Annotated in this window: 26 protein-coding genes and 2 pseudogenes; 24 read left to right on the top strand and 4 right to left on the bottom strand. The window is 71.4% G+C overall.

The features are described 5' to 3' along the window. A pseudogene (locus Q7W02_16420) lies at window positions 1-299 on the top strand (TCP-1/cpn60 chaperonin family protein). 100 nt (window positions 300-399) lie between these two features. On the opposite strand, the gene Q7W02_16415 reads toward Q7W02_16420, so the two are convergent. Together Q7W02_16415 and Q7W02_16410 are read right to left on the bottom strand one after the other, a co-directional pair. Further along, entirely contained in the window at window positions 400-3,204 is a 2,805-nt protein-coding gene (locus Q7W02_16415; GenBank protein ID MDO8477746.1) for an AMP-binding protein, read from the bottom strand. Between the two features lie 24 nt (window positions 3,205-3,228). Further along, window positions 3,229-3,651 (bottom strand): CBS domain-containing protein, encoded by a 423-nt coding sequence (locus tag Q7W02_16410; protein MDO8477745.1) that lies wholly within the window; start codon window positions 3,649-3,651, stop codon window positions 3,229-3,231. A 287-nt stretch (window positions 3,652-3,938) separates the two neighbouring features. On the opposite strand from Q7W02_16410, the gene Q7W02_16405 reads away from it, so the two are divergent. Then, the gene (locus Q7W02_16405) at window positions 3,939-4,346 is read left to right on the top strand and encodes a hypothetical protein (GenBank protein MDO8477744.1); all 408 of its coding nucleotides are present in this window, start codon (window positions 3,939-3,941) and stop codon (window positions 4,344-4,346) included. A gap of 38 nt (window positions 4,347-4,384) precedes the next feature. Further along, window positions 4,385-6,904, top strand: a complete 2,520-nt coding sequence (mgtA, locus tag Q7W02_16400; protein MDO8477743.1) for a magnesium-translocating P-type ATPase — start codon at window positions 4,385-4,387, stop codon at window positions 6,902-6,904. Here mgtA and Q7W02_16395 read toward each other — a convergent pair. Together Q7W02_16395 and ald are read right to left on the bottom strand one after the other, a co-directional pair. Further along, window positions 6,901-7,512, bottom strand: coding sequence for a class I SAM-dependent methyltransferase (locus Q7W02_16395; protein MDO8477742.1), 612 nt, complete (start codon window positions 7,510-7,512; stop codon window positions 6,901-6,903). The two genes, mgtA and Q7W02_16395, sit on opposite strands and share 4 nt — an antisense overlap. Continuing rightward, complete coding sequence (gene ald / locus Q7W02_16390) at window positions 7,509-8,618, bottom strand: alanine dehydrogenase (GenBank protein MDO8477741.1); 1,110 nt, start codon at window positions 8,616-8,618, stop codon at window positions 7,509-7,511. The genes Q7W02_16395 and ald overlap by 4 nt, the downstream gene beginning before the upstream one ends. Before the next feature lie 210 nt (window positions 8,619-8,828). Between ald and Q7W02_16385 the strand changes: the two genes are divergently transcribed. From Q7W02_16385 to ccoS, 21 genes and pseudogenes are all read left to right on the top strand, one after another. Then, window positions 8,829-9,266, top strand: a complete 438-nt coding sequence (locus Q7W02_16385; GenBank protein MDO8477740.1) for an Hsp20/alpha crystallin family protein — start codon at window positions 8,829-8,831, stop codon at window positions 9,264-9,266. A gap of 3 nt (window positions 9,267-9,269) precedes the next feature. Beyond that, window positions 9,270-9,698, top strand: a complete 429-nt coding sequence (locus Q7W02_16380; GenBank protein ID MDO8477739.1) for an archease — start codon at window positions 9,270-9,272, stop codon at window positions 9,696-9,698. A gap of 6 nt (window positions 9,699-9,704) precedes the next feature. After that, complete coding sequence (locus Q7W02_16375) at window positions 9,705-11,174, top strand: RtcB family protein (protein MDO8477738.1); 1,470 nt, start codon at window positions 9,705-9,707, stop codon at window positions 11,172-11,174. 178 nt (window positions 11,175-11,352) lie between these two features. Then, window positions 11,353-11,736 (top strand): TraR/DksA family transcriptional regulator, encoded by a 384-nt coding sequence (locus tag Q7W02_16370; GenBank protein ID MDO8477737.1) that lies wholly within the window; start codon window positions 11,353-11,355, stop codon window positions 11,734-11,736. 32 nt (window positions 11,737-11,768) lie between these two features. Next, on the top strand, window positions 11,769-12,068 hold the full coding sequence (locus tag Q7W02_16365; protein ID MDO8477736.1) for a c-type cytochrome: 300 nt from the start codon (window positions 11,769-11,771) through the stop codon (window positions 12,066-12,068). Window positions 12,069-12,072: 4 nt separating this feature from the next. Next, window positions 12,073-12,522: a universal stress protein gene (locus Q7W02_16360; GenBank protein MDO8477735.1), complete on the top strand. Its 450-nt coding sequence runs from the start codon at window positions 12,073-12,075 to the stop codon at window positions 12,520-12,522. Next, window positions 12,512-12,976 carry a universal stress protein gene (locus Q7W02_16355; GenBank protein MDO8477734.1) on the top strand — a complete coding sequence of 155 codons (465 nt, stop codon included), beginning with the start codon at window positions 12,512-12,514 and terminating at the stop codon, window positions 12,974-12,976. The genes Q7W02_16360 and Q7W02_16355 overlap by 11 nt, the downstream gene beginning before the upstream one ends. 3 nt (window positions 12,977-12,979) lie before the next feature. After that, entirely contained in the window at window positions 12,980-13,390 is a 411-nt protein-coding gene (locus Q7W02_16350) for a CBS domain-containing protein (GenBank protein MDO8477733.1), read from the top strand. Window positions 13,391-13,403: 13 nt separating this feature from the next. Next, window positions 13,404-13,538: a hypothetical protein gene (locus Q7W02_16345; GenBank protein MDO8477732.1), complete on the top strand. Its 135-nt coding sequence runs from the start codon at window positions 13,404-13,406 to the stop codon at window positions 13,536-13,538. Then, entirely contained in the window at window positions 13,535-14,002 is a 468-nt protein-coding gene (locus tag Q7W02_16340) for a universal stress protein (GenBank protein ID MDO8477731.1), read from the top strand. Before Q7W02_16345 ends, Q7W02_16340 begins: the two co-directional genes overlap by 4 nt. A 5-nt stretch (window positions 14,003-14,007) precedes the next feature. Next, window positions 14,008-14,580: a universal stress protein gene (locus Q7W02_16335; protein ID MDO8477730.1), complete on the top strand. Its 573-nt coding sequence runs from the start codon at window positions 14,008-14,010 to the stop codon at window positions 14,578-14,580. A 10-nt stretch (window positions 14,581-14,590) separates the two neighbouring features. Then, on the top strand, window positions 14,591-15,127 hold the full coding sequence (locus tag Q7W02_16330; GenBank protein ID MDO8477729.1) for a YeeE/YedE thiosulfate transporter family protein: 537 nt from the start codon (window positions 14,591-14,593) through the stop codon (window positions 15,125-15,127). Next, a pseudogene (locus tag Q7W02_16325) lies at window positions 15,114-15,668 on the top strand (YeeE/YedE thiosulfate transporter family protein). Before Q7W02_16330 ends, Q7W02_16325 begins: the two are co-directional and overlap by 14 nt. 55 nt (window positions 15,669-15,723) lie before the next feature. Continuing rightward, window positions 15,724-17,940 (top strand): cytochrome-c oxidase, cbb3-type subunit I, encoded by a 2,217-nt coding sequence (ccoN, locus tag Q7W02_16320; protein ID MDO8477728.1) that lies wholly within the window; start codon window positions 15,724-15,726, stop codon window positions 17,938-17,940. A 1-nt stretch (window position 17,941) separates the two neighbouring features. Continuing rightward, window positions 17,942-18,145 (top strand): cbb3-type cytochrome c oxidase subunit 3, encoded by a 204-nt coding sequence (locus tag Q7W02_16315; protein MDO8477727.1) that lies wholly within the window; start codon window positions 17,942-17,944, stop codon window positions 18,143-18,145. Further along, complete coding sequence (locus Q7W02_16310; protein MDO8477726.1) at window positions 18,138-18,716, top strand: cbb3-type cytochrome c oxidase N-terminal domain-containing protein; 579 nt, start codon at window positions 18,138-18,140, stop codon at window positions 18,714-18,716. The genes Q7W02_16315 and Q7W02_16310 overlap by 8 nt, the downstream gene beginning before the upstream one ends. Before the next feature lie 8 nt (window positions 18,717-18,724). Next, complete coding sequence (gene ccoG, locus Q7W02_16305; protein MDO8477725.1) at window positions 18,725-20,146, top strand: cytochrome c oxidase accessory protein CcoG; 1,422 nt, start codon at window positions 18,725-18,727, stop codon at window positions 20,144-20,146. Next, entirely contained in the window at window positions 20,143-20,625 is a 483-nt protein-coding gene (locus tag Q7W02_16300) for a FixH family protein (protein MDO8477724.1), read from the top strand. Before ccoG ends, Q7W02_16300 begins: the two co-directional genes overlap by 4 nt. Beyond that, the gene (locus Q7W02_16295) at window positions 20,622-21,335 is read left to right on the top strand and encodes a sulfite exporter TauE/SafE family protein (protein MDO8477723.1); all 714 of its coding nucleotides are present in this window, start codon (window positions 20,622-20,624) and stop codon (window positions 21,333-21,335) included. Before Q7W02_16300 ends, Q7W02_16295 begins: the two co-directional genes overlap by 4 nt. Then, on the top strand, window positions 21,322-23,787 hold the full coding sequence (locus Q7W02_16290; GenBank protein ID MDO8477722.1) for a heavy metal translocating P-type ATPase: 2,466 nt from the start codon (window positions 21,322-21,324) through the stop codon (window positions 23,785-23,787). Before Q7W02_16295 ends, Q7W02_16290 begins: the two co-directional genes overlap by 14 nt. After that, entirely contained in the window at window positions 23,787-23,966 is a 180-nt protein-coding gene (ccoS, locus tag Q7W02_16285; protein MDO8477721.1) for a cbb3-type cytochrome oxidase assembly protein CcoS, read from the top strand. Before Q7W02_16290 ends, ccoS begins: the two co-directional genes overlap by 1 nt. The last annotated feature ends 16 nt before the right edge of the window (window positions 23,967-23,982 follow it).

The raw sequence follows: 23,982 nt of genomic DNA, 5'->3' as shown, positions 1-23,982 counted from the left end.
TGCCGCTGCTCGAGCAGGTCGCCCGGACGGGCGAGCCGATCCTGATCATCGCCGAGGACATCGAGGGCGACGCGCTGGCGACCCTCGTGGTGAACAAGCTCCGGGGCGCGCTGCGCTGCGTGGCCGTGAAGGCGCCCGGCTGCGGCGACCGCCGCAAGGAGATGCTGGAGGACATCGCGGTCCTCACCGGCGGGCAGGTGATCAGCGAGGAGCTGGGCATCAAGCTCGAGAACGTCGAGCCCCGGCATCTCGGCCGCGCCAAGCGCATCGTGGTGGACAAGGAGGCGACGACGATCATCGGCGACGCTCACCGAGGCGGAAGAGGAAAAGGACAAGATGCCCGCGCCAGCCCTCGGGTGAGCGCGGACGGTGGACGAAGGGGCACGGCCAAGCCCGAGATCACGAAGCGGTAGGGGCACGCTCCAGAAGCCGCTCGCCTGAGCGGCGGGCGATCCAGTTCCTCGTCTCGTCGCGCAGCCGCACCATCTCGGGCCAGCCATCCTTGCCGGAGCGCAGGGGCGTACCCACCGCCACGGTGAGCGGTCCCGGTCGCGGCAGCCACACCTCGGCCGGAAGCACCTCCCGCGTGCCGCGCAACACGATCGGGATGATAGGACTGCCGGTCTCCATTGCGGCCTTGAAGGCGCCGAGCCGGAACGGCAGGATGCCGGCCGACCGGACGAACGTGCCTTCGGGGAACACGAGGACCGAGACGCCGGCGCGGAGGGCCTCGGTGACGCGGGCGGCATCGGCGACGCTCTGCGGCGCCCGGCCCCGCTCGACGGTGAGGTGGCCGACCTTGCGGATGAGCCTGCCGACCAGCGGTGCGCTGAGCAACTCACGCTTGGCCACGAATCGGAAGTCGGCAGGCAGGGCCGCGAGCAGGAGGACCACGTCGAGGTAGCTCGCGTGGTTCGCGGCCAGGACGGCGGGGCCGCCGCCCCGCAGGTGCTCGGCGCCTTCGAGGCGGATCGCGCAACCGCTGAGGGCCAGGATGACCCGGCACCACAGCCGCACCACGCGGTCGGCAACCCGCGCCCCCGGCGCCACGAGTATGCCGAGCCAGAGGGCCGGCAGCGTCACCAGGAGGAGCACTCCGAGGTAGCACCCGAGCGCCCAGCCCCCGAAGCGCACGGCCGCACGGCCCAGCCTGCTGCGGAGGGTGCCGCGGAGGAGCCTCCACCACTGGACGCGGGGCGACCCTCGCAGGCGTCCGAGAGTGCCGCTGACGTACGCCTCGCGTGTGGCCCCGCGCCGAATCTTCCCGCTCGAGGTCTTGAGGACTGCCCCCGGCGGGCCGATGACGACTGCATCGGCCGGCACGCCGAGGGCAGCGACGACACGGTCCTGCACGGCGGCTTCCAGCCGGGACGGCTGCGCACCGAGAGCCTCGCGGGTCTCGGCGACCACTACGAGCCGCTCGGTCCCGATCTCAGGATCCGGAACCCCGAAGGCCGCCACACACCCGCGCCGGACCCCAGGCACGCCGCCCACGATCTCCTCCACTTCCTGCGGGTAGAGGTTCCGGCCCGCCTTCTTGATCAGGTCCTTCCGCCGGCCCGTCACGAAGAGGTCGCCGTCGGCGACATAGCCGAGGTCGCCCGAGTCCATCCAGCCATCGCGGACGGCGTCGCGTGTCGCCACCGGATTGCGGAAGTAGCCGCTCGTCACCGACGGTCCCCGGAACTCGATGCGTCCCTCCAGGCGCTCCCCGAGCGCGCGGCCTGTCTCGTCCACGATGTGGATCTCGTGGCCTGTCAGCGGACGTCCGCAGCCGACGACGCGGAGCGGCGCCTGCTCGGACTGGTCCGCCGGCCGCGCCTGCCGCGTCCGCTCGAAGGCGTCGCGTCCTACGCGGTCGATACGGGGTGGGGCGCCGAGCCGGGGGACGGAGAGCGCGACGGAAGCTTCCGCGAGCCCGTACACCGGGCAGACCGTCTCGGGTTTGAGGCCGTAGGCGGCGAAGCGCCGGGTGAAGCGCTCGACAGTCTCCGCGCTCACCGCCTCGGAGCCGTTGAGCGCCAGGCGCCACGACGAGAGATCGAGCCCGCGGATCTCGTCGTCGGCCACCTTCCGCACGCAGAGGTCGAACGCGAAATTCGGCGCGGCCGACAGCGTGCCCCGGTGCGCGTGCAGCGCCCAGAGCCAGCGTGCCGGACGCGCGAGGAAAGTCATTGGCGAGAGGAGGACGAGCGGCACGCCGAAGTAGAGCGCGCCCAGCCAGCAGCCGATCAGCCCCATGTCGTGGTAGAGCGGCAGCCAGCTTACGGCCACGTCATCGTGGCGTATGTCGATCGCCTGGCCTATGGCGCGGATATTCGCGAGGACGTTGGCGTGGGAGAGGAGGACGCCCTTGGGCTCGCCCGTGCTGCCCGAAGTGTACTGGATCAGGGCGGGCTCTTCGGCCAGGGCGTGGGGCAGGGACAGCTCCGGTGCCGCAGCCTCCAAAGCGGGCACTGTCGTGACGGCACCGATCGAAGGCACCAGGGAGCGCAGGAGGTGCCCCACCGGCAGACCTTCCGCGAAGGTCACGAGGACGCGGGCCTGGGCGTTCGCGAGGATGGTGGCCTGCCGGCGCGCGTACTCCTCGATGCGGTCACGTCTGAACGGCGGGTAGATCGGTACGGGCACCAGGCCGGCCATCAGCGCGCCGAAGAAGGCCTCGAAGAAGGCCGGCTCGGTGCGCAGCATGAGCGCTACGGCCGCGCCGGGATCGACCCCGAGACCACGCAAGCCGGCTGCGGCCGCCCGGGCGCCGCGCCAGAGATCGCCGTACGTGATGGGGCGCTCGCTGCCGTCCTCCTGTCGAAGGAGGACGTGCACCCGATCCGGGCGCGCCTCGGCCTGCCACGCCAGAACGTCCACGAGCGTGCCGGCGGAAGCCGGGGCCGGCACCCCGGGGCCCGGCAGTCGGACAGCCTCGGGCGGCGCCTCGACCCCGCGCGGGCCGCCCACCAGCACAGCCTTCGCCAGATCCCGCGGGTTCGAGGCTTCTTCCATGACGGCATCGGGCAGGCGGACCCCGAAGGACTTCTCGATCCGCAGCAGGAGCTCGACACGCTCGAGGCTCCCGATGCCAAGATCCCGGTCGAGCGTGTCGTCGAGGCTGGGCGCCCGCCCCGCGGACGGGCCGCCCAACTCCACCACGAGGCCCGCAACGATAGCGAGCACCCGCCGCTCGACCGACGCGCGGCCCTCGCTCACCGCGACACCGGAGCGGCGCCGGGGCTAGCTCGCCTTCCGGAGCCCTGCAGCCAGGGCGCCGGCCACGAGGCCCATCTCGTTGCCGAGCAGCATCATCAGGTCATCGAGGGCGACGATGCCGGAGACCCGCCCGGCCTTGTCCACCACCGGCAGGCGCCGGACGCCGGTCTTGGCGAAGATCCGGGCGGCGTCCATGAGTCCCAGGTCCTCCCGGAGCGTGGCGGGCTTCTTCCGCATCACGTCCTCCACGCGCACGGCGTCCGGGTCCTTGCCCGCGGCGACCACGTCCATGGCGATGTCCCGGTCGGTGAGCACGCCGAGCGGCCGCCCCGCGTTGACAACGATCAGCGCGCCCACATTCTTCTGCTTCATGGCGCGCGCGGCCTCGGCGATGGTCATGCGGGCCGAGGCGGTGACGACGGGCTTCACGGCGATCTGCTTGAGCATGGCTTCCTCCTTCTGGGGTTCGGGACGCCGCAGTTGACAAGCTTCCAGGGCATGGCGACACCCTTTGGCCTCTCACTGTGCAAGCGAGATGCCTCGAGCATCCAGCGTTCGGAGGCCGTTTGCCGCCTCCGCCGGGTAGGCGGAGGGGCACCGTGATGGAAGTTCCTGCGACACCTGGGGCGCGGCGGCCCCGGCCCGGGTATGCAAGAGGGCGGATTTACGCAGCGCAAGCCGGTCAAGTGCTGGCACTCTCCTTGCCTGGTTGAGAGTCCGAGGAGGAGTCTGCTATGACGAGCCGGCATGCTTGGTGGACGGCGTCCACTGTTGGCCTGGTGCTTCTGAGCTTGGCGGCGCCCGGATTGGCCCAGGCCGCCGCCACCCGCCACTCGGGAACTGTCGTGGCGGTGGACCGGGCCGCGGGCACGATCACCATCGAGGCGATCGGGCCTTGGCGCGTCAAAGATGGCCGGACCGTGACCACTCGCTTCACGGTCAAGCCGGATGGATCCACCGCGTGGACGCGGGCACGGCGCGCGGCCGGCGCCGGTCCCTCGGGGTGGGACGGCGAGTTCATCGAGGTTCCGCAGGATGCCTGGGGGCTCAAGCTCGGCGACTACGCAACCGTCGAGGTCCAGCGGGTGGGCAAGCGGCAGGTGGCGACGCGGGTGACCGTGTCGGAGCTCGACACGCGGTAGGCCGTCTTCCGTGAGGCGGCCCGGCTAGAATGGGCACGATGGCTTCCCAGCCCTTCTGGGCTGCGACCCGCGACGACGTCCTGGCCGAGGCCGGCAGCTCGAGCGCCGGTCTCAGCTCCGACGACGCCGGGGCCCGCCTCAAGCGCGTCGGTCCCAACGAGCACGCGCCGCCGCGTCGCTTCGAAGCGCTCAGAGAGCTCGGCGCCTACCTCGTCAACCCGCTGGTCCTGATCCTGCTCGTGGCGAGCGCCGTGTCGGCCGCCTTCGGCCAGGTGGTGAGTTCCCTGATCATCGCCTGCATGCTGCTGCTGAGCGTTGCGCTCAACTTCAGCCAGGCGTATCAGTCGCAGGTGGCGGCGCGGTGGCTCCGCGACCGGGTCGGCCAGCGCGCCACCGTCCTGCGCGACGGCCGGGCGCAGGAAATCCCGGCGCGGGAGGTGGTGCCGGGCGACGTCGTCCGTCTCACAGCCGGCGACCTCGTCCCGGGTGACGGCCGCCTGCTGTCGAGCAGGGACCTCTTCCTCAACGAGGCCGCGCTGACCGGCGAGTCGCTCCCGCGCGAGAAGCACGCCGACGCGGCGGTCGGGGCCGGGACGTCGCTCGGGGAAGCCCCCACGGCCGTGCTCCAGGGCACGTCCGTGGTGAGCGGCCTCGGCGAGGCTGTGATCGTCCGCACCGGCGCCCGCACCGAATTCGGGCAGGTGGCGGCGCGGCTCGCCGGTCGCGTGCCGGAGACCGAGTTCGAGCGCGGCGCGCGCCAGTTCGGGATGCTCATCCTCCAGATTGTGCTCCTGCTGGTCCTCTTCGTGTTCCTGGTCAACGCCCTGGTCCGGCGCGACCCGCTCGAGTCCTTCCTCTTCGCCGTGGCCCTGGCCGTGGGACTCACGCCCGAGCTCCTGCCCATGATCGTCTCGGTGACGCTGGCCTCGGGTGCCGTCCGCATGGCGCGGAAGAAGGTCATCGTCAAGCGCCTGGCCGCCATCGAGAACTTCGGTAGCATGGACATCCTCTTCAGCGACAAAACGGGCACGCTGACGGTGGGCGAGATCTCCGTCTCGCGCCACGTCAACGCCCGCGGCGAGGAGGACGAGGCGGTGATCCGCCTGGCTGCGCTCAACAGCGCTTTCCAGACAGGCCTCAAGAGCCCGATGGATGAGGCCATCCTCCGTCACGAGCATCCCGACGTCGTGCGCTACCGCTCGTGCGACGAGATCCCGTTCGATTTTCAGCGGCGCCGCATGTCCGTGGTCGTCGAGAGCGGCGGCGAGCGCCTCCTGATCACCAAGGGCGCGCCCGAGAGCGTGCTGCCGGCCTGCGGCGCGCTCGAGCTCGCGGGCGCGTCCACCCCGCTCGACGCGGCGGCCCGGGCCGAGATCGAGGCGCTGTTCCGGCGCCTCTCCGGCGACGGTTACCGCGTCCTCGCGGTCGCGTACCGGCCCGTGCCGCGCCAGGCCGCCTACGGCATCGCCGACGAGTGCGAGCTTCGGTTCGTGGGCTTCGCCGCCTTCCTGGACCCGCCCCGCGAGGGCGTAGCGGACATGCTGGCCGCGCTCAAGGCCGATGGCATCACGGTCAAGATCATCACGGGGGACAACGAGCTCGTGACCCAGCACATCTGCCGGCAGGTCGGCCTCGACGCCGACGAGATCGTGCTGGGAGACGCGGTCGAGCGCATGTCCGACCCGGCACTGGCGGCCGTGGCCGAGCGCACTCAGGTCTTCGCGCGCGCGTCGCCGATGCAGAAGAACCGGATCATTCTGGCGCTGCGCTCGCGCGGCCACGTGTTGGGATGCATGGGCGATGGCATCAACGACGCCCCGGCGCTGCGATCGGCCGACGTCGGCATCTCGGTGGATACGGCCGTGGACGTGGCGCGGGACGCCGCCGACATCATCCTGCTCGAGAAGCGGCTCGACGTTCTCCACGAAGGCGTGCTCGAGGGTCGGCGGAGCTTTGGCAACATCATGAAGTACGTGCTGATGGGCACGAGCTCAAACTTTGGCAACATGCTGAGCATGGCAGCGGCCTCGATGTTTCTGCCCTTCCTGCCGATGCTGCCGCTGCAGATCCTGCTCAACAACTTCCTGTACGACCTGGCGCAGGTACCCATCCCGTCGGACCGCGTGGACGGCACCTACACGCTCAAGCCCAAGCGCTGGAACGTGCATTTCATCCGGCGGTTCATGCTGGTGATCGGGCCGCTCTCCTCGATCTATGACTTCCTGACCTTCGCCGTGATGCTGTGGCTCTTCCACGCCAACGAGTCCCTGTTCCAGACCGGCTGGTTCGTCGAATCGCTCGCGACTCAGACTCTCGTGATCTTCGTCATCCGCACCGCCGGACGGCCGTGGAAGAGCCGGCCGAGCGCGGGTCTCACCTGGGGTGTGTGCGCCTGCGTGGCGGCGGGCGCCGCGATCCCGTTCACGCCCTTGGCGCCGTGGCTCGGTTTCACGCCGCTGCCGCCGCTCTTCTTCGCGATCCTCGTGCTGATGATCGTGACGTATCTCGGGCTCGTCGAGGTCGTCAAGCGCTGGTTCTACCGCCGGTACTCGATTTAGGCGGGAACCGCAGCGCCGCGGACGAAGAGCGGGCCCGGCAGCGGGCCCCACGCACAGCGCTCGAGCTCCTCGATGGTGAAGCCCGCCCGGCGGACCGCCGTCACCGTGTCCCGGTTCGGGTGGCAGCCGGCGAACAGCGCCTTCCACGCCGGCGCCACGACGTCCTGCACTCTGCCCCAGACGGGGTGCTCGAGCCTCACGTGTTCGAGGAAGAGGAGCCGGCCCCCCGGTCTCAGGATCCGACGGATCTCGTGGAGCGCCCGCGCCGGATCCTCGACCGTGCAGAGGACGAGGGTGGCGAGCACGGCGTCGACGGACGCCGCCTCGAGCGGGAGCGATTCGGCGGCATCGGGCAGGAAGGTGACGGAGAGTCCCAGCGCCCGGGCGCGCCGCCGCGCGCGGGCAAGCATGTACGGATCGGGCTCGGCTGCCAGCACCTGCGCATCTGCGTCGAGGTAGGGGAAGTTGGCGCCGGTCCCCGCGCCCAGGTCGAGCACACGCCCGGTCGCGCGGGCGCAGAGCCACGCGCGATGGGCGCCGAGGAACTTCCGCTCGGCCGAGCGCGTCAGGCGGTCGTACACCGCCGCGAAGACAGGATGCCCCGTCAACGGAGCTGATCGAGCGGCAGGGGCGTCTCGCCGACGGCGGCGGCGACCGCGGGATAGACGACGCGCCCCCGCCAGACGTTGACGCCGCGGGCCAGCTCGGCGCTCTCGCGCACCGCCCTGAGCGCGCCCTTGCGCGCGAGATCCAGCGCGTAGGGCAGGGTGGCATTGGTGAGCGCGAAGGTCGAGGTGCGCGGCACCAGCGCCGGCATGTTGGTGACGCCGTAGTGCAGCACGCCGTGGAGCGTGTAGACCGGCTCCACGAGCGTCGTCGGGCGGATCGTCTCCACGCAGCCGCCCTGGTCCACCGCGACGTCCACGATGACGGCGCCGGGCTTCATGCGGGCGACCACGGTCTCCGTGACGAGCCTCGGCGCCTTGGCGCCCGCCACGAGCACCCCGCCGACGAGGAGATCGGCGCGCTGCGCCGCCTGCTCGATGTTGAAGGCGTTCGAGGACAGCGTGACGACCCGCCCGTTGAAGAGATCGTCGGCGGCGCGGAGGCGGTCGAGGTTGATGTCGAGGAGCGCGGCGTCGGCTCCCAGGCCGAGCGCAACCTTGGCAGCGTTGATTCCCACGGTGCCCGCTCCCAGTATGACCACGTTGCCGCGGGGAACGCCGGGCACGCCCGAGAGCAGGATGCCGCGACCGCCGTAGGCGCGGCCGAGGTAGTGGGCGCCTTCCTGGACCGCGAGCCGTCCAGCCACCTCGCTCATGGGCGTGAGGAGCGGCAGGCTGCCGTCGGCCCGCTCGACGGTCTCGTAGGCGATGGCGAGGACGCCGCGCGCCTGGAGCGCGCGGACCAGGTCGGGCACGGGCGCCAGGTGGAGATAGGTGAAGAGCGTCTGGCCCTCGCGAATGCGCGGAATTTCCTCGGCGAGCGGCTCCTTGACCTTGAGCACGAGCTCGGCCCGGCTCCAGACTGCGCCCACCTCGCCGGGCTCGGCGCCGGCCTGGGTGTACTCCTTGTCTCGGAACCCGCTTCCTGCCCCGGCGCCCGCCTCGACCAGCACCCGGTGGCCGGCCTCTGAGAAAGCCCTCGCGCCTGCGGGCGTGAGCGCTACGCGCTGTTCGCCGACCTTGATCTCCCGCGGCACGCCGATGACCATGTTGCCAATATGCGCGCCGGGATTCCGGCGGGCAAGCCGGGGCGGCGGCCATGGGGTGGGCCCGCCCCAATCCGGGCGCGGCCGCCCCAGCCGGACGCGGGGGCGCTCGCCAAGTCCGCGTAACACCGTGGCCTCGCGCTGGCACCGCGGTTGCTTCTTCCATGGAGCGGAGGCCCTCGCCTCGACCAACGTGGAAAGGAGGAGTAAGTCATGCGTTCGCTGATGCCGTGGATGGGGATGCCGAACCTCAAGCAGGAGATGGAAAAGCTCTTCGACCGGTTCGCCGACTTCAAGCTGGAGGAGTTCCCGGCGACGGGCGAGTGGGCGCCGAGCATGGATGTCTCCGAGACGAAGGACGCCGTGATGGTCAAGGCGGAAGTCCCGGGCATGGATCCGAAGGACATCCAGATCTCGCTCCAGGAGCAGCTTCTGACCATCAAGGGCGAGAAGCAGATCGACAAGGAGGAGAAAGAGGAGCGCTACTACCGCGCGGAGCGGAGCTACGGGGCCTTCACCCGCAGCGTCCGTCTGCCCGTGGCCGTGGACGGCAGCAGGGTCAGCGCATCCTTTAAGAACGGGCTGCTGACGGTCACCCTGCCCAAGACGCCCGCCGCCAAGGGCACGATGATCCCGATCAAGACGGAGTAGCGTCTGGGCCATTACCGCTTTCTCGAAGAGGTCGCGCTCGCCGACTGCGCGGTCGAGGTCGAGGGCCGAGACCCCGCCGACCTCTTCGAGACTGCGGCTTCGGCTTTGGCTTGTCTCATGGTCGATCCGGCCACGCTGTCCATCACCGTCGAGCGGGCCGTGACCATCGAAGCGCCGCAGCTCGACCTGCTGCTCTACGACTGGCTGTCCGAGCTGATCTACCTCAAGGACCGCGACCGGCAGGTCTTCCCGGCCGCTCAGGTCACAATCGCGGGCAAGGGGCCCTTCAGGCTCGACGCGATCGCGCGGGGCGGCACCATCGACGCGGAACACACGACCCTCGGCGCCGACCCCAAGGCCGTCACCTTCCACCAGTTCGTCCTCGAACAAACCGCCGACGGCTGGCGGGCCCGGCTCGTCATCGACATCTGAGGCGCCATGAGGACATCGCCGGAGCTCCGGGCAAAGGCCAGGCCGGCGGGCGACTGCGTCTGGGAGATCGCGCCGTCCGAGAAGGCCGGGATGCGGGTGCCCGCGCGCATTTACGCTTCCGAGGCGCTCTTCGGCCAGATGGATGATGGCGTCTTCGAGCAGGTGACGAACGTCGCCTGCCTGCCGGGCATCGTCCGCGCGGCGCTCTGCATGCCTGACGGCCACTGGGGCTACGGTTTCCCGATCGGCGGTGTCGCGGCCTTCGACGCCGAGGACGGCGTGATTTCGCCTGGCGGCATCGGCTTCGACATCAACTGCGGCATGCGCCTGATCCGGACCGGGCTCAGCGAGGGGGAGGTGCGCCCCCGCATCACGGAGCTCATCGACGCGCTCTTCGAGGCCGTGCCGTCCGGCGTGGGCGCCAAGGGCTTCGTGCGCCTCACCGAGGAGTCCTTCCGCCGCATCATGGTCCAGGGCGCCGGCTGGTGCGTGGCGCACGGCTACGGCTGGCCCGAGGACCTCGAACGGATGGAAGGTCAGGGATGCCTGCCGGGCGCCGATCCGACCCACGTCAGCGCGCGCGCCGTCTCGCGCGGCATGGAGCAGCTCGGCACGCTCGGCTCGGGCAACCACTACCTCGAGATCCAGGTCGTGCGCGAGGGCGGCATCCACGATCCGGTCGCAGCCCGCGCGCTCGGCGTCGAAGCGCCCGGCCAGGTCTTCGTCATGCTCCACTGCGGCTCGCGCGGGTTCGGTCACCAGATCGGCACGGACTACCTCCGCATCTTCGACCAGGCCATGCCGCGCTACGGGATCAGGGTCAACGACCGCGAGCTTGCCTGCGCGCCGTTTCGCTCCCCAGAGGGGCAGGCGTATTTCGGGGCCATGACGGCCGCGGCCAATTCCGCCTTCGCCAACCGGCAGGTGATCACCCACCGGGTGCGCGAGGTCTTCTCGCGGATCTTCGGCAGGGATGCGCGGACGCTCGGGCTCGACATGATCTACGACGTCTGCCACAACACCGCCAAGCTCGAGCGCCATCGCGTGGACGGCCGCGAGATGGAGCTGGTCGTCCACCGCAAGGGCGCCACGCGGGCCTTCGGCCCGGGCGCTCCCGACGTGCCGTCGGCCTACCGGACGATCGGCCAGCCGGTCATCATCGGCGGCTCCATGGAGACGGGCTCGGCGCTCCTCGTGGGAACGGCCCACGCCATGGAAGAAACCTGGGGTTCCACGGCGCACGGCGCCGGGCGCACCATGTCCCGCGCCCAGGCCAAGAAGCTCGTAAGGGGGGACACCCTGATTCGCGACATGGCCGCGCGCGGCATCGTCGTGCGTGCCGCCTCCAAGTCCGGCGTGGCCGAGGAGGCCGGCTTCGCCTACAAGGATCTCTCCGCCGTGGTGGACGTGCTCCACCGTCTCGACCTCTCCCGCCGCGTCGCCACGCTCTCGCCTATCGGCAACATCAAGGGTTAGGCTCGTCGGGGCGCCGCCGCCCCAGCCGGGTGAGCGCGACCCCACAGCGCGGTGCCGCCACCCGTCGCAACTTCACGATTCTGTGGGCGTGTAGCGCCGTTGAACCGTGGCATCCGCCTTGCAATCCGGGTATGACGGTCGCGCTCGACGTGGCTACACAACGCTCAGGAGGCTTTCCATGACGGCAGGCAAGGGACAGCTGGACGCGGACAGGAGCAGCGAGTTCCGTGGGCTGCTGCGCGAGGCGCGCCACCAGCTGCTTCGCACCGTGGTGGTGACGGACGGCGAGCTCGCCTCGCTGTCGGACCACGAACCCGGCTCGCTCGTGGAGGACTCGGCGCGGGGCATCATGGCGGACCTGCTGGCGCGGCTCGAAGGTCGCGAGCGCCATGAGCTCGACGAGATCCAGGCCGCGCAGGCGCGGCTCGAGACGGGCAGCTTCGGCGTGTGCGAGGACTGCGGCGGCGCCATCCCGCTGCCGCGGCTGCGGGCGGTGCCCTGGGCGCGTCACTGTCTCGGCTGCCAGACCAGGGACGAGCGGCCCAGAGACGTGCGCTCATGATTGCGTGGGCGCGCGACGTGAGGGCAGCGTCGGTGGCCGCGGCGATCGCCCTGGCGGCGACCGTGGCGTTCGGGCAAGACGGTACCGCGCTCGCCTCGCAGGGCAAGCGCCTGTTCACCGAGCAGGGCTGCTACGGCTGCCACACTGTCGGCAAGGCCGGCACACCCATCGCGAACGATCTGTCGCAGGTGGGCTCGAAGTACCCTGAGAGCTACCTGCGCCAATGGCTGCGCGAGCCCAAGCAGCAGAAGCCGCGGGCGCACATGCCGAAGATCGAGATGGCCGAGGCGGATGCCCGGGCGATCGCCGCCTACCTGGCTTCCCTCAAGTGACGCCATGACCGCCTTCCGCCGCATCCTGCATCCAACGGACTTCTCGCGAGCCTCGGCGCCGGCCCTTCGGCGCGCCGTGGCCCTGGCGAGGGCGTGCCGCGCGCCACTCGTGCTGGTCCACGTCATGACGCCGCCGTCCCCGTTCATCGGCGAGGGCACGCTGCCGAGCAGCTACGCCGACCTGCTCATCCTGGCCCAGCGCTCCGCCAGACGGCGGCTCGCCGCCGCCCTCGCCCGCGTAAGGCGGAAGCGCGTGCGCGCCCGGGCGATCTTCGCGGAGGGGCTCCCGGCGGACGAGATCCTGCGCGCGGCGCGGCGCACGCGGGCCGACCTCATCGTGATGGGCACGCACGGACGCACCGGCGTGTCCCGCGTCTTCATGGGCAGCGTCGCCGAGCGCGTCGTGCGCGAATCACGCTGCCCCGTGCTGACGGTGCGGGCCCATGGCCGCTGACCAGGCCGCCGACGGTCTCGCGCGGATCCTCGTGCCGACGGATTTTTCCGAGGGTTCCGAGCGCGCATGGGCCGAGGCGCGTCGGCTGGCTGCGCGGCTCGGCGCCGAGCTGGTGCTGGTCCACGTGCTGGTCGAGACTCCGCTCTACTCGGAGGGGCCCTTCACCATGAAGCGGGCGCGCGGCGTCTTCGATGCGGCGCGAGCGTGGGCCGTGAAGACACTCGGGGAGTGGACCGCGACCGCCGCGGCCGCGGGCATCTCCGCGCGCTGGGTCCTGCGGACCGGCGTGCCGTACAAGGAGATCGTCGGGGCGGCGGCCCGCGAGCGCGCCGATCTCATCGTGATCGGGACGCACGGGCGGGGCGGCCTCGATCGCGCGCTGCTCGGCAGCGTCGCCGACCGCGTGATCCGCCTCGCGCCGTGCCCGGTCGTGACCGTGCGGGACACGGAGTAGGGCATGGCGGACCGATCGACGGAGCGCTGCGGGGCCGTGCGCGACTGGATGACGAAGCAGCCCGCCACGGTGGCGCCGGACTCCTCGATCGGCGCGGCGCTCGCGCGCATGCGCCGCGCCGAGGTGCGGCACCTCCTCGTGGTGGACGCCGACCGGCTGGTGGGCATCGTCTCGCACCGGGACTGGCGGCGGCTCGAGACCGGCGAGACGTCGGCCGGCTGGGAGAGTCAGGCCGTCGCGAGCATCATGACCGAAGACCCCGTGACGGTGGCGCCGGAGACGCCGGTGACGGTCGCCGCGCGCGTGCTGCTCGAGCGGAAGATCGGCTGCCTGCCGGTGCGCGACGGCGAGAGCATCGTCGGCATCTTCACGACCTCGGACGCGCTCGACGCGCTCCTCTCGGCGCTCGAGTAAGAACGGAGACGACATGGGCATCCGGAAGAGCTACGGCAAGAACAAGAAGAACAAGCGGCCCATTTCCGCTATCGCGGTGAAGCGGGACGAGACAGTTCGCCGCGCGGCGAAATCGCCGCGGCGCTCTCCGCGGCGCGCCCCGGCGTGAGCGCGCGCCCCGCCGGGGCGCCCCGCCGGGTTGTCGTCGGGCTCGACGGGTCGTCCCACGCCTCCCGCGTGGTCGCCCACCTGGCGCGCTGGTCGGGCCGCGGCAGGGCGGTGGTGGTGCGAGTCGTCGAGCCCGTGAGGGTGCCCTCGCTCGCGTTCGTTCCGGCTTCCGTGCGGGCCGCCGTTGCGGGCCTGGTCCGGGCGGATATGGGCGCGCGCGTGCGTACGGCGCGGCGCGAGGTGGAAGCTGCGGTCGCGCGCCTCAGGCGTGCGGGGTGGCGCGCGCACGGAACCGTTCGTGTCGGGGTGCCGCTGCCTGAATTGCTCCGGACCGTCCGCGAGGAGCGGGCAGGGATGCTCGCCCTGGGCGCCCGTGGAGCGGGGGGCGCCGCGCGCCTCCTCCTCGGCAGCGTGGCTGACGGTGCCCTCAAGCGAGCGCCTGTCCCGGTCCTCATCGTGAGGTAACGAACATGAAGATCAGCGAGATCCTGCTGCCGACCGACTTCTCGGCCGCAGCCGAAGCGGCCGCTCTGGTCGCGACGGCCATGGCGCGGGAGACCGGCGCGCGGCTGCACGTGGTGCACGTCGTGCCCCCGGCCACCGACCCATCATTGGGCTCGGAGCAGTTGACCCGGCTCGGCCGCCAGCTCGGCACGGGACTCGCCCTCGAGCTCGCGCTCCTCTCCGGCCGGGCGGCCCGGGAGATTACCGCATACGCGCGCGACAAGGGCATCGACCTCATCGTGATGAGCACCCACGGCCGCACGGGCGTGAGCCGGACCCTGCTCGGCAGCGTGGCCGAAGCCGTCGTGCGGCTCTCGCCCTGCCTCGTGCTGACCGTGCCCATGGCGCTGCCCACGGCTGGGACGCCTGCGGCATCGTTGGCGCACGCGGGCGCGCCCCCCGTGCCCCATCGCTGCATCGTCTGCGCGGGGCAGACCGACGACCTCGTCTGCGAAACGTGCCGCGCGCGCATCCGGGGCGAGGCGCTCGAGCACAAGATCGAATCCGAGCGGGCGGGCCGCCGCGGGTCCTCGGCCTGAGGAGGGCAGCATGAGCTGGCTGCGGAAAGCGGAGTGGCCGTGGTGGCAGGCGGGCCTGATGCTGGGCCTCCTCAATGCTTTTGTCTTCTACACGGCGAACTACTACCTCTCGACCTCGACGACCTTCTCGCGCGCCGCGGGCATGATCGTGGGCCTCGTGGCGCCCGCGCACGTGGCCGCCAACGCCTACTACCGGATGGTCAAGCCCGTCGTGGATTGGCAGTTCATGCTGGTCCTGGGCATTCCGCTCGGCGCCTACCTGGCGGCGCGGCTCGGCCGCGGGAGCGTCGCGTTCACCACGGAGATGCCGGCGCTCTGGGTCAGCCGGTTCGGGACGAGTCGGGGCCGCCGGTGGGCCGTCGGCCTCCTGGGCGGTTTCCTCGTGGGCTTCGGAGCCCGGCTTGCCGATGGCTGCACGTCGGGCCACGGGCTCAGCGGGGGACTCCAGATGGCGGTGAGCAGCTGGATCTTCCTCGGCGCGATGATGCTCGCGGGCATCGTGGCGGCGCGGTTCGTCTTCAGGGGGCCTGACAATGGGGCCGCTTGATCTGACGGGCGCTGCGAGGCTCCTGCTCGGGCTCGCGACGGGCATCGCCTTCGGCTTCGTCCTCCAGAAGGGGCAGATGACCCGCTACGACAAGATCGTGTCCTTCTTCCGCCTGACCGACCTGACCATGCTCAAGGTGATGATGGGCGGCATCCTCTCCGGCATGGTGGCCGTGTACGCCCTCTACTCGCTCGGTCTCGTCAACCTTCACATCAAGCCGACGGTCCTCGCCGCCAACGTCCTGGGCGGGCTCGTCTTCGGCGCGGGCATGCTGCTCCTCGGATTCTGACCCGGCACCTGCGCCGGGGCCTTCGGTGAAGGCCGCATGGACGGGCTGCTGAGGGGAGTGCTGGGAATCCTGCTGGGAGCGGGCGTCTACTCGGAGGTCTATCCGTTCATCAAGGACACGCTGCTGCGAGTCGGAGACTTTGGAAAGCTGACGCTGCCCGGCCTGCTCGGCGTCAACCACTGGGTCGTCATCGTGCCCCTGGTCGCCGTGTGCGGCGCGGCACTCGTTTGGCTCGACCGCCGGGGTCCGTGACCCCGCGGTCGGCGTTTCCATCCTCCACACCGATCGAAGAGGAGAGCGCGCGCGTATGAGCGACCGCGTCGAACGGTTCGTCTACGACGACCAGATCGTCCGCATGTTCCTGCTGGTCACCGTGCTGTGGGGCCTGGTCGGCATGGCCGTGGGCCTGCTGATCGCGCTCCAGCTCGTCCTGCCCGTCCTCAACTTCCAGACGTCGTGGCTCTCCTTCGGCCGGCTGCGCCCGCTGCACACCAACGCGGTGATCTTCGCCTTCGCGGGCAACGCGATCTTCGCGGGCGTCTACTACTCCTCGCAGCGCCTCCTCAAGGCGCGCATGTGGAGCGACGCGCTGGGCCGGCTACACTTCTGGGGGTGGCAGGCCATCATCGTCGCCGCCGCCGTGACGCTGCCGCTCGGCTACAGCCAGTCGAAGGAGTACGCGGAGCTCGAGTGGCCCATCGACATCGCCATCGCCGTCATCTGGGTCGTCTTCGCCGCGAACTTCTTCGGCACGCTGGCCCGCCGGCGCGAGCGGCACCTCTACGTCGCGCTCTGGTTCTACATCGCCACGCTGGTGGCCATCGCCGTGCTCCACATCTTCAACAACCTCGTGGTCGTGGCGGGGCCGATGAAGAGCTACTCGATCTACGCGGGGGTGCAGGACGCCTTCATGCAGTGGTGGTACGGCCACAACGCGGTCGCCTTCTTCCTGACCACGCCGTTCCTCGGCATGATGTACTACTTCCTGCCCAAGGCGGCCGAACGGCCGGTGTACTCCTACCGCCTGTCGATCCTGCACTTCTGGACTCTGGTCTTCATCTACATCTGGGCGGGGCCGCACCACCTCCACTACACGGCGCTGCCCGCCTGGGCCTCGACGCTCGGCATGCTCTTCTCGGTCATGCTGTGGATGCCGTCCTGGGGCGGGATGATCAACGGGCTTCTGACGCTCCGTGGCGCGTGGTCGAAGGTGACCGACGATCCCGTGCTCAAGTTCTTCGTGGTGGCGGTGACCTTCTACGGCATGTCGACCTTCGAGGGGCCGCTCCTGTCGATCAAGAGCGTCAACGCGCTCTCGCACTACACGGATTGGACCATCGCCCACGTCCACGCGGGCACGCTCGGCTGGGTCGGCTTCATGATCTTCGGGATGATCTACTGGCTCCTGCCGCGCCTCTTCCAGACGGAGCTCTGGAGCAAGAAGCTGGCCGAGCTGCACTTCTGGATCGGCACGATCGGCATCCTGCTCTACATCGTGGCCATCTACGCGGCCGGGCTGACCCAGGGACTCATGTTCCGCGCCTTCGACGAGAGCGGGCGGCTCGCGTACCCGGACTTCATCGAGGCGACCGTACGGCTCATGCCCATGTACTGGGTGCGCGTGCTGGGCGGCGGCCTCTACATCGCCGGCATGGCGCTCTGCGCGTGGAACGTGGTGATGACGTGGCGGCGCGCGCCCGCGGCGTATGCGGAGCCCGTGCACGAGGCGCCCGCGCTGACCCGCGAGTACCGGGCCGAGGTGACGGCCGCCGGCTTCAAGCGCGCGGCGTGGCACCGGCGCTGGGAGGGCATGCCGCTGACCTTTTCCATCTGGGTCGTCGTCGCGGTGGTGAGCGCCTCGCTCTTCGAGATCATCCCCATGTTCCTCATCCGCTCGAACGTGCCCACGATCGCCGCGGTCATGCCCTACACGCCGCTGGAGCTCGCCGGGCGCGATGTCTACATCTCGGAGGGCTGCAACAACTGCCACTCGCAGATGATCCGGCCCATCCGCTCCGAGACGGTGCGCTACGGGGAATACAGCAAGCCGGGCGAGTTCGTCTACGACCATCCGTTCCTCTGGGGCTCCCGCCGCATCGGCCCGGACCTGCAGCGGATCGGCGGCAAGTACCCGAACCTCTGGCACGTGCGCCACATGGAGGACCCGCGCTCGACCACGCCGCAGTCCATCATGCCGCCATACCCGTGGCTGGCGAAGCGGCCGCTCGATTTCGCGGCCGTCGAGCGCGGCGTGGCGGCGCAGGTGACGCTCGGCGTTCCGTACACGCCCCAGCAGGTCAAGGGCGCCCCGGAGCTCGCGCGGGCGCAGGGGAAGAAGATCGCGCAGGCGATCGTCGCGCAGGGCGGGCCCAAGGGGCTCGAGGAGACTCGGCTCGTGGCGCTCATCGCGTACCTCCAGCGGCTCGGCACCGATATCAAGAAGAGCCCGGCCGCGGCCGGCCCCAGCGGACGCCGGGCCGAAGCCCTACCGCAGCCCCAACCCCACCCGGAGCCGAGGCGGTGACATGAGCCTCACCGACGTGATGAGCGGCTTCGGGCTGCAGATCTTCGCCGAGGCCGGCCTGGTGCTGTTCGGGGCCGCCTTCCTCGCGATCGCGGTGACCACGTTTCTCCGGCGCAACCGGGAGCACTTCGAGCGCGCCCGCTTTCTGCCCCTCGAGGACGAGCCGAGCGCGCCGCTGACAGGGGAGAGAGCGACCCATGAGTGACGCCGACCGCGACCGGCTGCTGCCGCACGCCCAGGACGGCATCGAGGAGTATGACAACCCGCTGCCCGGCTGGTGGGTGTGGATCTTCTGGGTGACTATCGCGTTCTCGCTCGGGTACTGGGCCTACTACCAGCTGGGGCCGGGGCCGTCGGTGGTCGCCGTCTACGAGGCCGAGATGAGGGCGGCGGCCGAGCGGCAGCCCAAGGCGGTGGCCAGTGCGGTCACGGACGCTTCGCTGGCGGCGCTCGAGAAGGACGCGGCCGCGATGGCCAAGGCGAAGGGGATCTTCGCCACCCGGTGCGCGCCGTGCCATGGCGATCGCGGCCAGGGCATCGTCGGGCCCAACCTCACGGACGAATACTGGCTGCACGGCGGGCGGCTGACCGAGTTCTACGAGACGATCAGCGAGGGTGTGCCCGAGAAGGGCATGGTGCCCTGGAAGACCCAGCTCTCGCCCGCTGAAATCGCCGCCATGGCCGCCTACGTTGGAACGCTGCGGGGCACGCATCCGCCCAACCCCAAGCCGCCGGAGGGCCAGAAGGCCGCCGCGGACGGCTCACCGACCCGTTGAGAGGGACGATGCCCGCGCCGCCACCGCTGCCCTCAGCGACCAAGGAGCGCGTCCTTCCCACGCTCAACCTGGACGGCACGCGACGCTGGATGCGCCCCAAGCTCTTCGAGGGGCGTTTCCTTCGGCGCCGGCGGGCGCTCGCTTGGGCGCTCATCGGGCTCTTCACCGTCCTGCCGTATCTCAGGATGGGCGGCAAGCCCGTCATCCTGCTCGACGTCGTCAATCGGCGCTTCATCCTCTTCGGGGCCACGTTCCTGCCGACGGACACGATGCTGCTGATGCTCCTCCTCGTGGGCCTCTTCATCGGCATCTTCCTCCTGACGGCGATCTACGGCCGCGTCTGGTGCGGCTGGGCCTGTCCCCAAACGGTCTACATGGAGTTTCTCTACCGCCCCATCGAGCGGCTCATCGAGGGCGGCCCGCGCGCGCAGCGCGACCTCGACGGCCGGCGGCTCGCGCCGCGGCGACTCGTCAAGTACGCGGTCTTCGGCGCCCTCAGCATGTTCCTCGCCCATACCTTCCTCGCGTACTTCGTGGGCGTCGAGGCGCTCCGTCACTGGATCACGCGCTCGCCCTTCGAGCACCCGGCCGCCTTCCTCGTGATGGCGGGCACCACCGCGCTGATGTTCCTCGACTTCGGCTGGTTCCGCGAGCAGGTCTGCGTCGTGGCGTGCCCGTACGGGCGCTTCCAGTCAGCATTGCTCGACCGGCGCTCGCTCATCGTCGGCTACGACTTCCGCCGCGGCGAGCCGCGCGGGCGCCTCGCGCGCCGTGCGGGCAACGGCCCCGGCGCTCCGCCGCTGGCCTTGGGCGACTGCATCGACTGCGGCGCGTGCGTGGTCACGTGCCCGACGGGCATCGACATCCGCGACGGGTTGCAGATGGAGTGCATCCACTGCACGCAGTGCATGGACGCGTGCGACTCGATCATGGAGCGGATCGGCCGGCCGCGCGGGCTGATCCGCTACAGCTCGAGCGACGAGCTGGGCGGGGCGCCGCGGCGCATCCTCCGGCCGCGCGTCGTCCTCTACCCGATCTTATTGATCGCGGTCTGGGGGATGCTCGGCTGGGCGCTCGCGCACCGGGCGAGCGCCGACGTGACGGTCCTGCGCGGGCTCGGCAGCCCGTTCACGCTCCTGCCGTCGGGCGACGTGTCGAACCAGATCCGGGTCAAGATCGTCAACCGCGCCGACGGCGATCGCCGCTACCTGATCGAGCTCGCCGACGGCGAGGGTCTCCACTTCATCGCGCCCGACAACCCGCTCGCCGTTGCGGCCGGGCACGCGGCCACGGCGACGGTCTTCGTGACCGCGCCGCGCGCGGCGTTCCACGGCGGCGCGCGCGAGATCCGCTTCCGGGTCGGGGACGGCGCCGGCTTTGCCGCCTCTGTGCCGTACCGCCTGCTCGGACCCGAGGAGACGCGGCCGTGAGGAGCCGCGGCTGGTACTGGCCGGTGGGCCTGGCGGCGCTCCTCGTCGGCTCCGCGGGAGCCAACATCGCGCTTGTCGTCATCACCTCGCGCGACGCCTCCTTCGCGGTCGAGCCCAACTACTACGCGAAGGCGCTCGCCTGGGACGAGACCATGGCCCAGCAGGCGCGCAACGAGGCGCTCGGCTGGTCGCTCGGGCTCAGTGTCGAGCCGACAGGAGAGCGCGGCGGGATGACGGTGGCCGCGCGCCTCACCGATGGCGCGGGCGCGCCGCTCCCGGGCGCGCGCATCGCGATCGAGGCGCTGCACAACGCGCGAGCGAGCCGGGTGCTGACGGCGGTCCTCGAGCCTCGGGGTCTGGGCTACGTGGCGGCGATGCCGCTCGAGCGGCCGGGTCTCTGGGAATTCCGCATGCGCGTCACGCGCGGCCCGGACGTCTTCACCGCGACCCTCATGCGCGACGTGCCGGAGGCCCGGTGACAACCCTCGCCCTGACCGTGCTCGGGGCGAGCCTCGTGGGCAGCCTTCACTGCGCCGGCATGTGCGGCGGCTTCGTCGCCTTCTACACGGGCGCCGCCGGTCGCCGCCCGGGGCTCGGCCACGCCGCGTACAACCTCGGCCGTTTCGCCGCGTACGCGACCCTGGGCGCGCTGGCGGGCACGCTCGGCGCGGCCCTCGACCTGGCCGCGGCGCCCGCGGGGATCCAGCGGGGCGCGGCGGTGCTGGCCGGGGTCCTGATCGCGCTGTGGGGGACGCGGACGCTCCTCGAGACGGCCGGAGTGCGCGTGGCGCGGCTCGAGCCTCCGGCCGCGCTCCGCGGCGCCGTCGCCCGTGGTGTGGCGGCGGTCGCCGCCCAGCCCCCCGTGACGCGCGCTCTCGTGATCGGTCTTCTGACCGGCCTCCTGCCGTGCGGCTGGCTCTACGCGTTTATCGTCACGGCGGCGGGCACGGGCGATCCGCTTCGCGGCGCGGGACTGATGGCCGTGTTCTGGCTGGGCACCCTGCCGGTGATGGCGGGGCTCGGTGTGGCCGTCCAGGCCCTGGCGGGTGGGTTCCGCCGCTGGATGCCGGCCGTCTGCGCCGTCGCCATGATCGTGGTCGGGCTCCTCGCCGTCGCGGGGCGCGCGAGGGCTCCGGAGAGACACGCGATCCAGCACTCGGAGACGGGAGCGCCGCATGAGCATCGCTGAAGGCGCGGTCGCCCCGCCGCGCGCCGCCTTCGCCCAGTGCGCCCACTGCGGGCTGGGTGTACCGCCCGGCCTGGTGGACGGGGGCGCGCCGCGACAGTTCTGCTGCCACGGCTGCCGCGCCGTGTACGCGGTGATCCACGAGCACGGTCTCGACCGCTACTACGCGCTCCGCGACTCGACGGACGCCGCGCCCGCACCGGCGAACCCGACCGGCAGGTCGTACGGCGAATTCGACGACCCCGGCTTTCAGGCCCGCGCCTGCTGGCGCACTGCCGACGGTCTCGCAGCGACGGAGCTCTACCTCGAGGGCGTCCACTGCGCGGCCTGCGTCTGGCTCGTGGAGCGTCTGCCGGGCCTCGTGCCCGGGGTGCTGGAGGTCCGCCTCGACCTGCCGCGCTCCCGCGCGCTCGTGCGCTGGGACCCGCGGGCCGTGCTGCTGTCCGCCGCCGCGCGGCAGCTCGACGCGCTGGGATACCGCGCTCACCCGAGCCGCGGCCTCGAGGCGCGGGCGCTCCGCCGGCAAGAGGACCGGAGGATGCTGGCGCGGATCGGGCTGGCGGGCGCTGTCGCGGCCAACGTCATGGCCATCGCCTTCGCGCTGTACGGCGGCGCCTTCCACGGCATGGAGCCCGAGTACGCCTCGCTCTTCCGCTGGACGAGCCTCGCGATCACGGTGCCGTCCGTCATCTGGGGCGGCGGCGTCTTTTTCCGCGGCGCCTGGGCCGCGCTCCGGATGCGGACGCTGCACATGGATCTGCCCATCAGCATCGGGCTCCTGGCAGGGTTTCTCCACGGCGCCGTCAACACGCTCCGCGGGGCGGGGGACGTCTACTTCGACTCGGTGACGGCGCTGATCTTCCTGCTCCTGGCCGGCCGCTACGTCCAGCGTCGCCAGCAGCGCGCCGCCGCGGACTCGGCAGAGCTCCTGGCCGCGCTCGCTCCGAGCGCCGCGCGGGTCATCGAGGCGCGCGGCGTTCGGGAGGTGCCGCTCGAGGCGCTCCTGCCGGGCGCGCGCGTCGAAGTGCGGGCGGGCGACGTCGTGCCCGCCGACGGCGTCATCGCGTCCGGCCGCTCGGCCCTCGACCTCTCGCTGCTCTCGGGCGAATCGCGCCCGATGGGCGCCGGACCCGGCGACCGGGTGCACGCGGGCACGGTCAATCTCTCCTCCCGCCTCGAGGTTCTGGTGGAGCAGACCGGTGAGGACACGCGCATCGGCCGGCTGATGAAGCTCGTCGAGGAGTATGGGCGGCGCCGCGCGCCCATCGTGGAGCTCGCCGACCGCATCGCCGGACATTTTGTCGCCGCCGTGCTGGTCCTGGCGGCGCTGACGTTCGCGCTCTGGGCGCGCGTGGACGCGGGGCGGGCGGTGGACCACGCCGTCGCCCTCCTGATCGTCACGTGTCCCTGCGCGCTCGGCCTGGCGACGCCGCTGGCGCTCAGCGCGGCCATCGGGCAGGCGGCCCGCGCGGGCTTCCTGATCAAGGGCGCCGACGTGATCGAGAAGCTGACACGGCCCGGCCGTATGTGGCTCGACAAGACCGGCACGCTCACGGCCGGGCGCGCCGCGCTGCTCGCCTGGTGGGGCGACGCGGCGGCCAGGCCGCTCGCGGCCGCCGCCGAGGCCCACTCGTCACACCCGCTGGCACGCGCGCTCGTGGCCGCCCTGGGCCCGGCGCCCGACCTGCCCGTGACGATCACCGAGACGCACGGCGGCGGCATCGAGGGAGAGGTGGCGGGCCGCGCCGTGGTCTTGGGCTCGCCCGATTTCGTGGGGGCGCGCGTCGGCTTCGTACCGCCCGAGTTCGCGGGTCATGCGCGCGATCTCTCCGAAGGCGGGCTCACGCCGGTGCTGGTGGCCGTGGACGGCGCCGTGGTCGCGGCGGCCGGCTTCGGCGACCCGCTGCGCGGGGACGCGGGGCCCGCGCTCGCCCGCGTGAGCAACCACGGCTGGCGCGTCGGCATCCTCTCGGGCGACGACCACGTGGTGGTCGCGGCCGTCGGGACCCGCCTGGGCCTCGATCCGGAGGACTGCCGGGGCGGGGTCTCGCCGGAGGCCAAGCTCCGCGCGGTGCGGGACGGGGCGGCCGCCGGATCGGTCGTCATGGTCGGCGACGGCGTCAATGACGCCGCGGCGCTCGCGGCGGCCACGGTCGGCATCGCCGTGCACGGCGGCGCCGAGGCCGCGCTGGCCGCTGCGGACGTGTTCATCACGCGGCCGGGTGTCGCGCGCGTGGCGGACCTGCTCGACGGGGCGGCGCGCGCCATGAAAACGGTGCGCCGCAACCTCGTCCTCTCCCTCTGCTACAACGCGGTCGGCGTGGCGCTCGCCATGGCGGGTCTGATCACTCCGGTCGTCGCCGCCGTGCTGATGCCGCTGTCCTCCATCACGGTGATCGCCAGCTCCTACCGGGCGAGAAGCTTCACGCGCGCTGGGGAGCCATCGTGTCGGTGATGTTCATCCTCCTGCCGCTGGCACTGGTCTTCGCCGCCGCCGCCCTGGGCGTCTTCATCTGGGCGGCGTTGTCCGGCCAGTATGACGACGTCCACACTCCGGCCGTGCGCATCCTCTACGATGACGAGTCGGCGGGGCATGACGACGAGCCGCCGGGGCCATCCCGGCAGAGTCCGTGAGGGCGGCCTTCGCCGC

The sequence above is a fragment of the Candidatus Rokuibacteriota bacterium genome, assembly GCA_030647435.1.
In the GTDB taxonomy this organism is placed as follows: Bacteria; Methylomirabilota; Methylomirabilia; order Rokubacteriales; family CSP1-6; genus AR37.
This window is presented reverse-complemented; position numbering and strand designations above follow the sequence as displayed.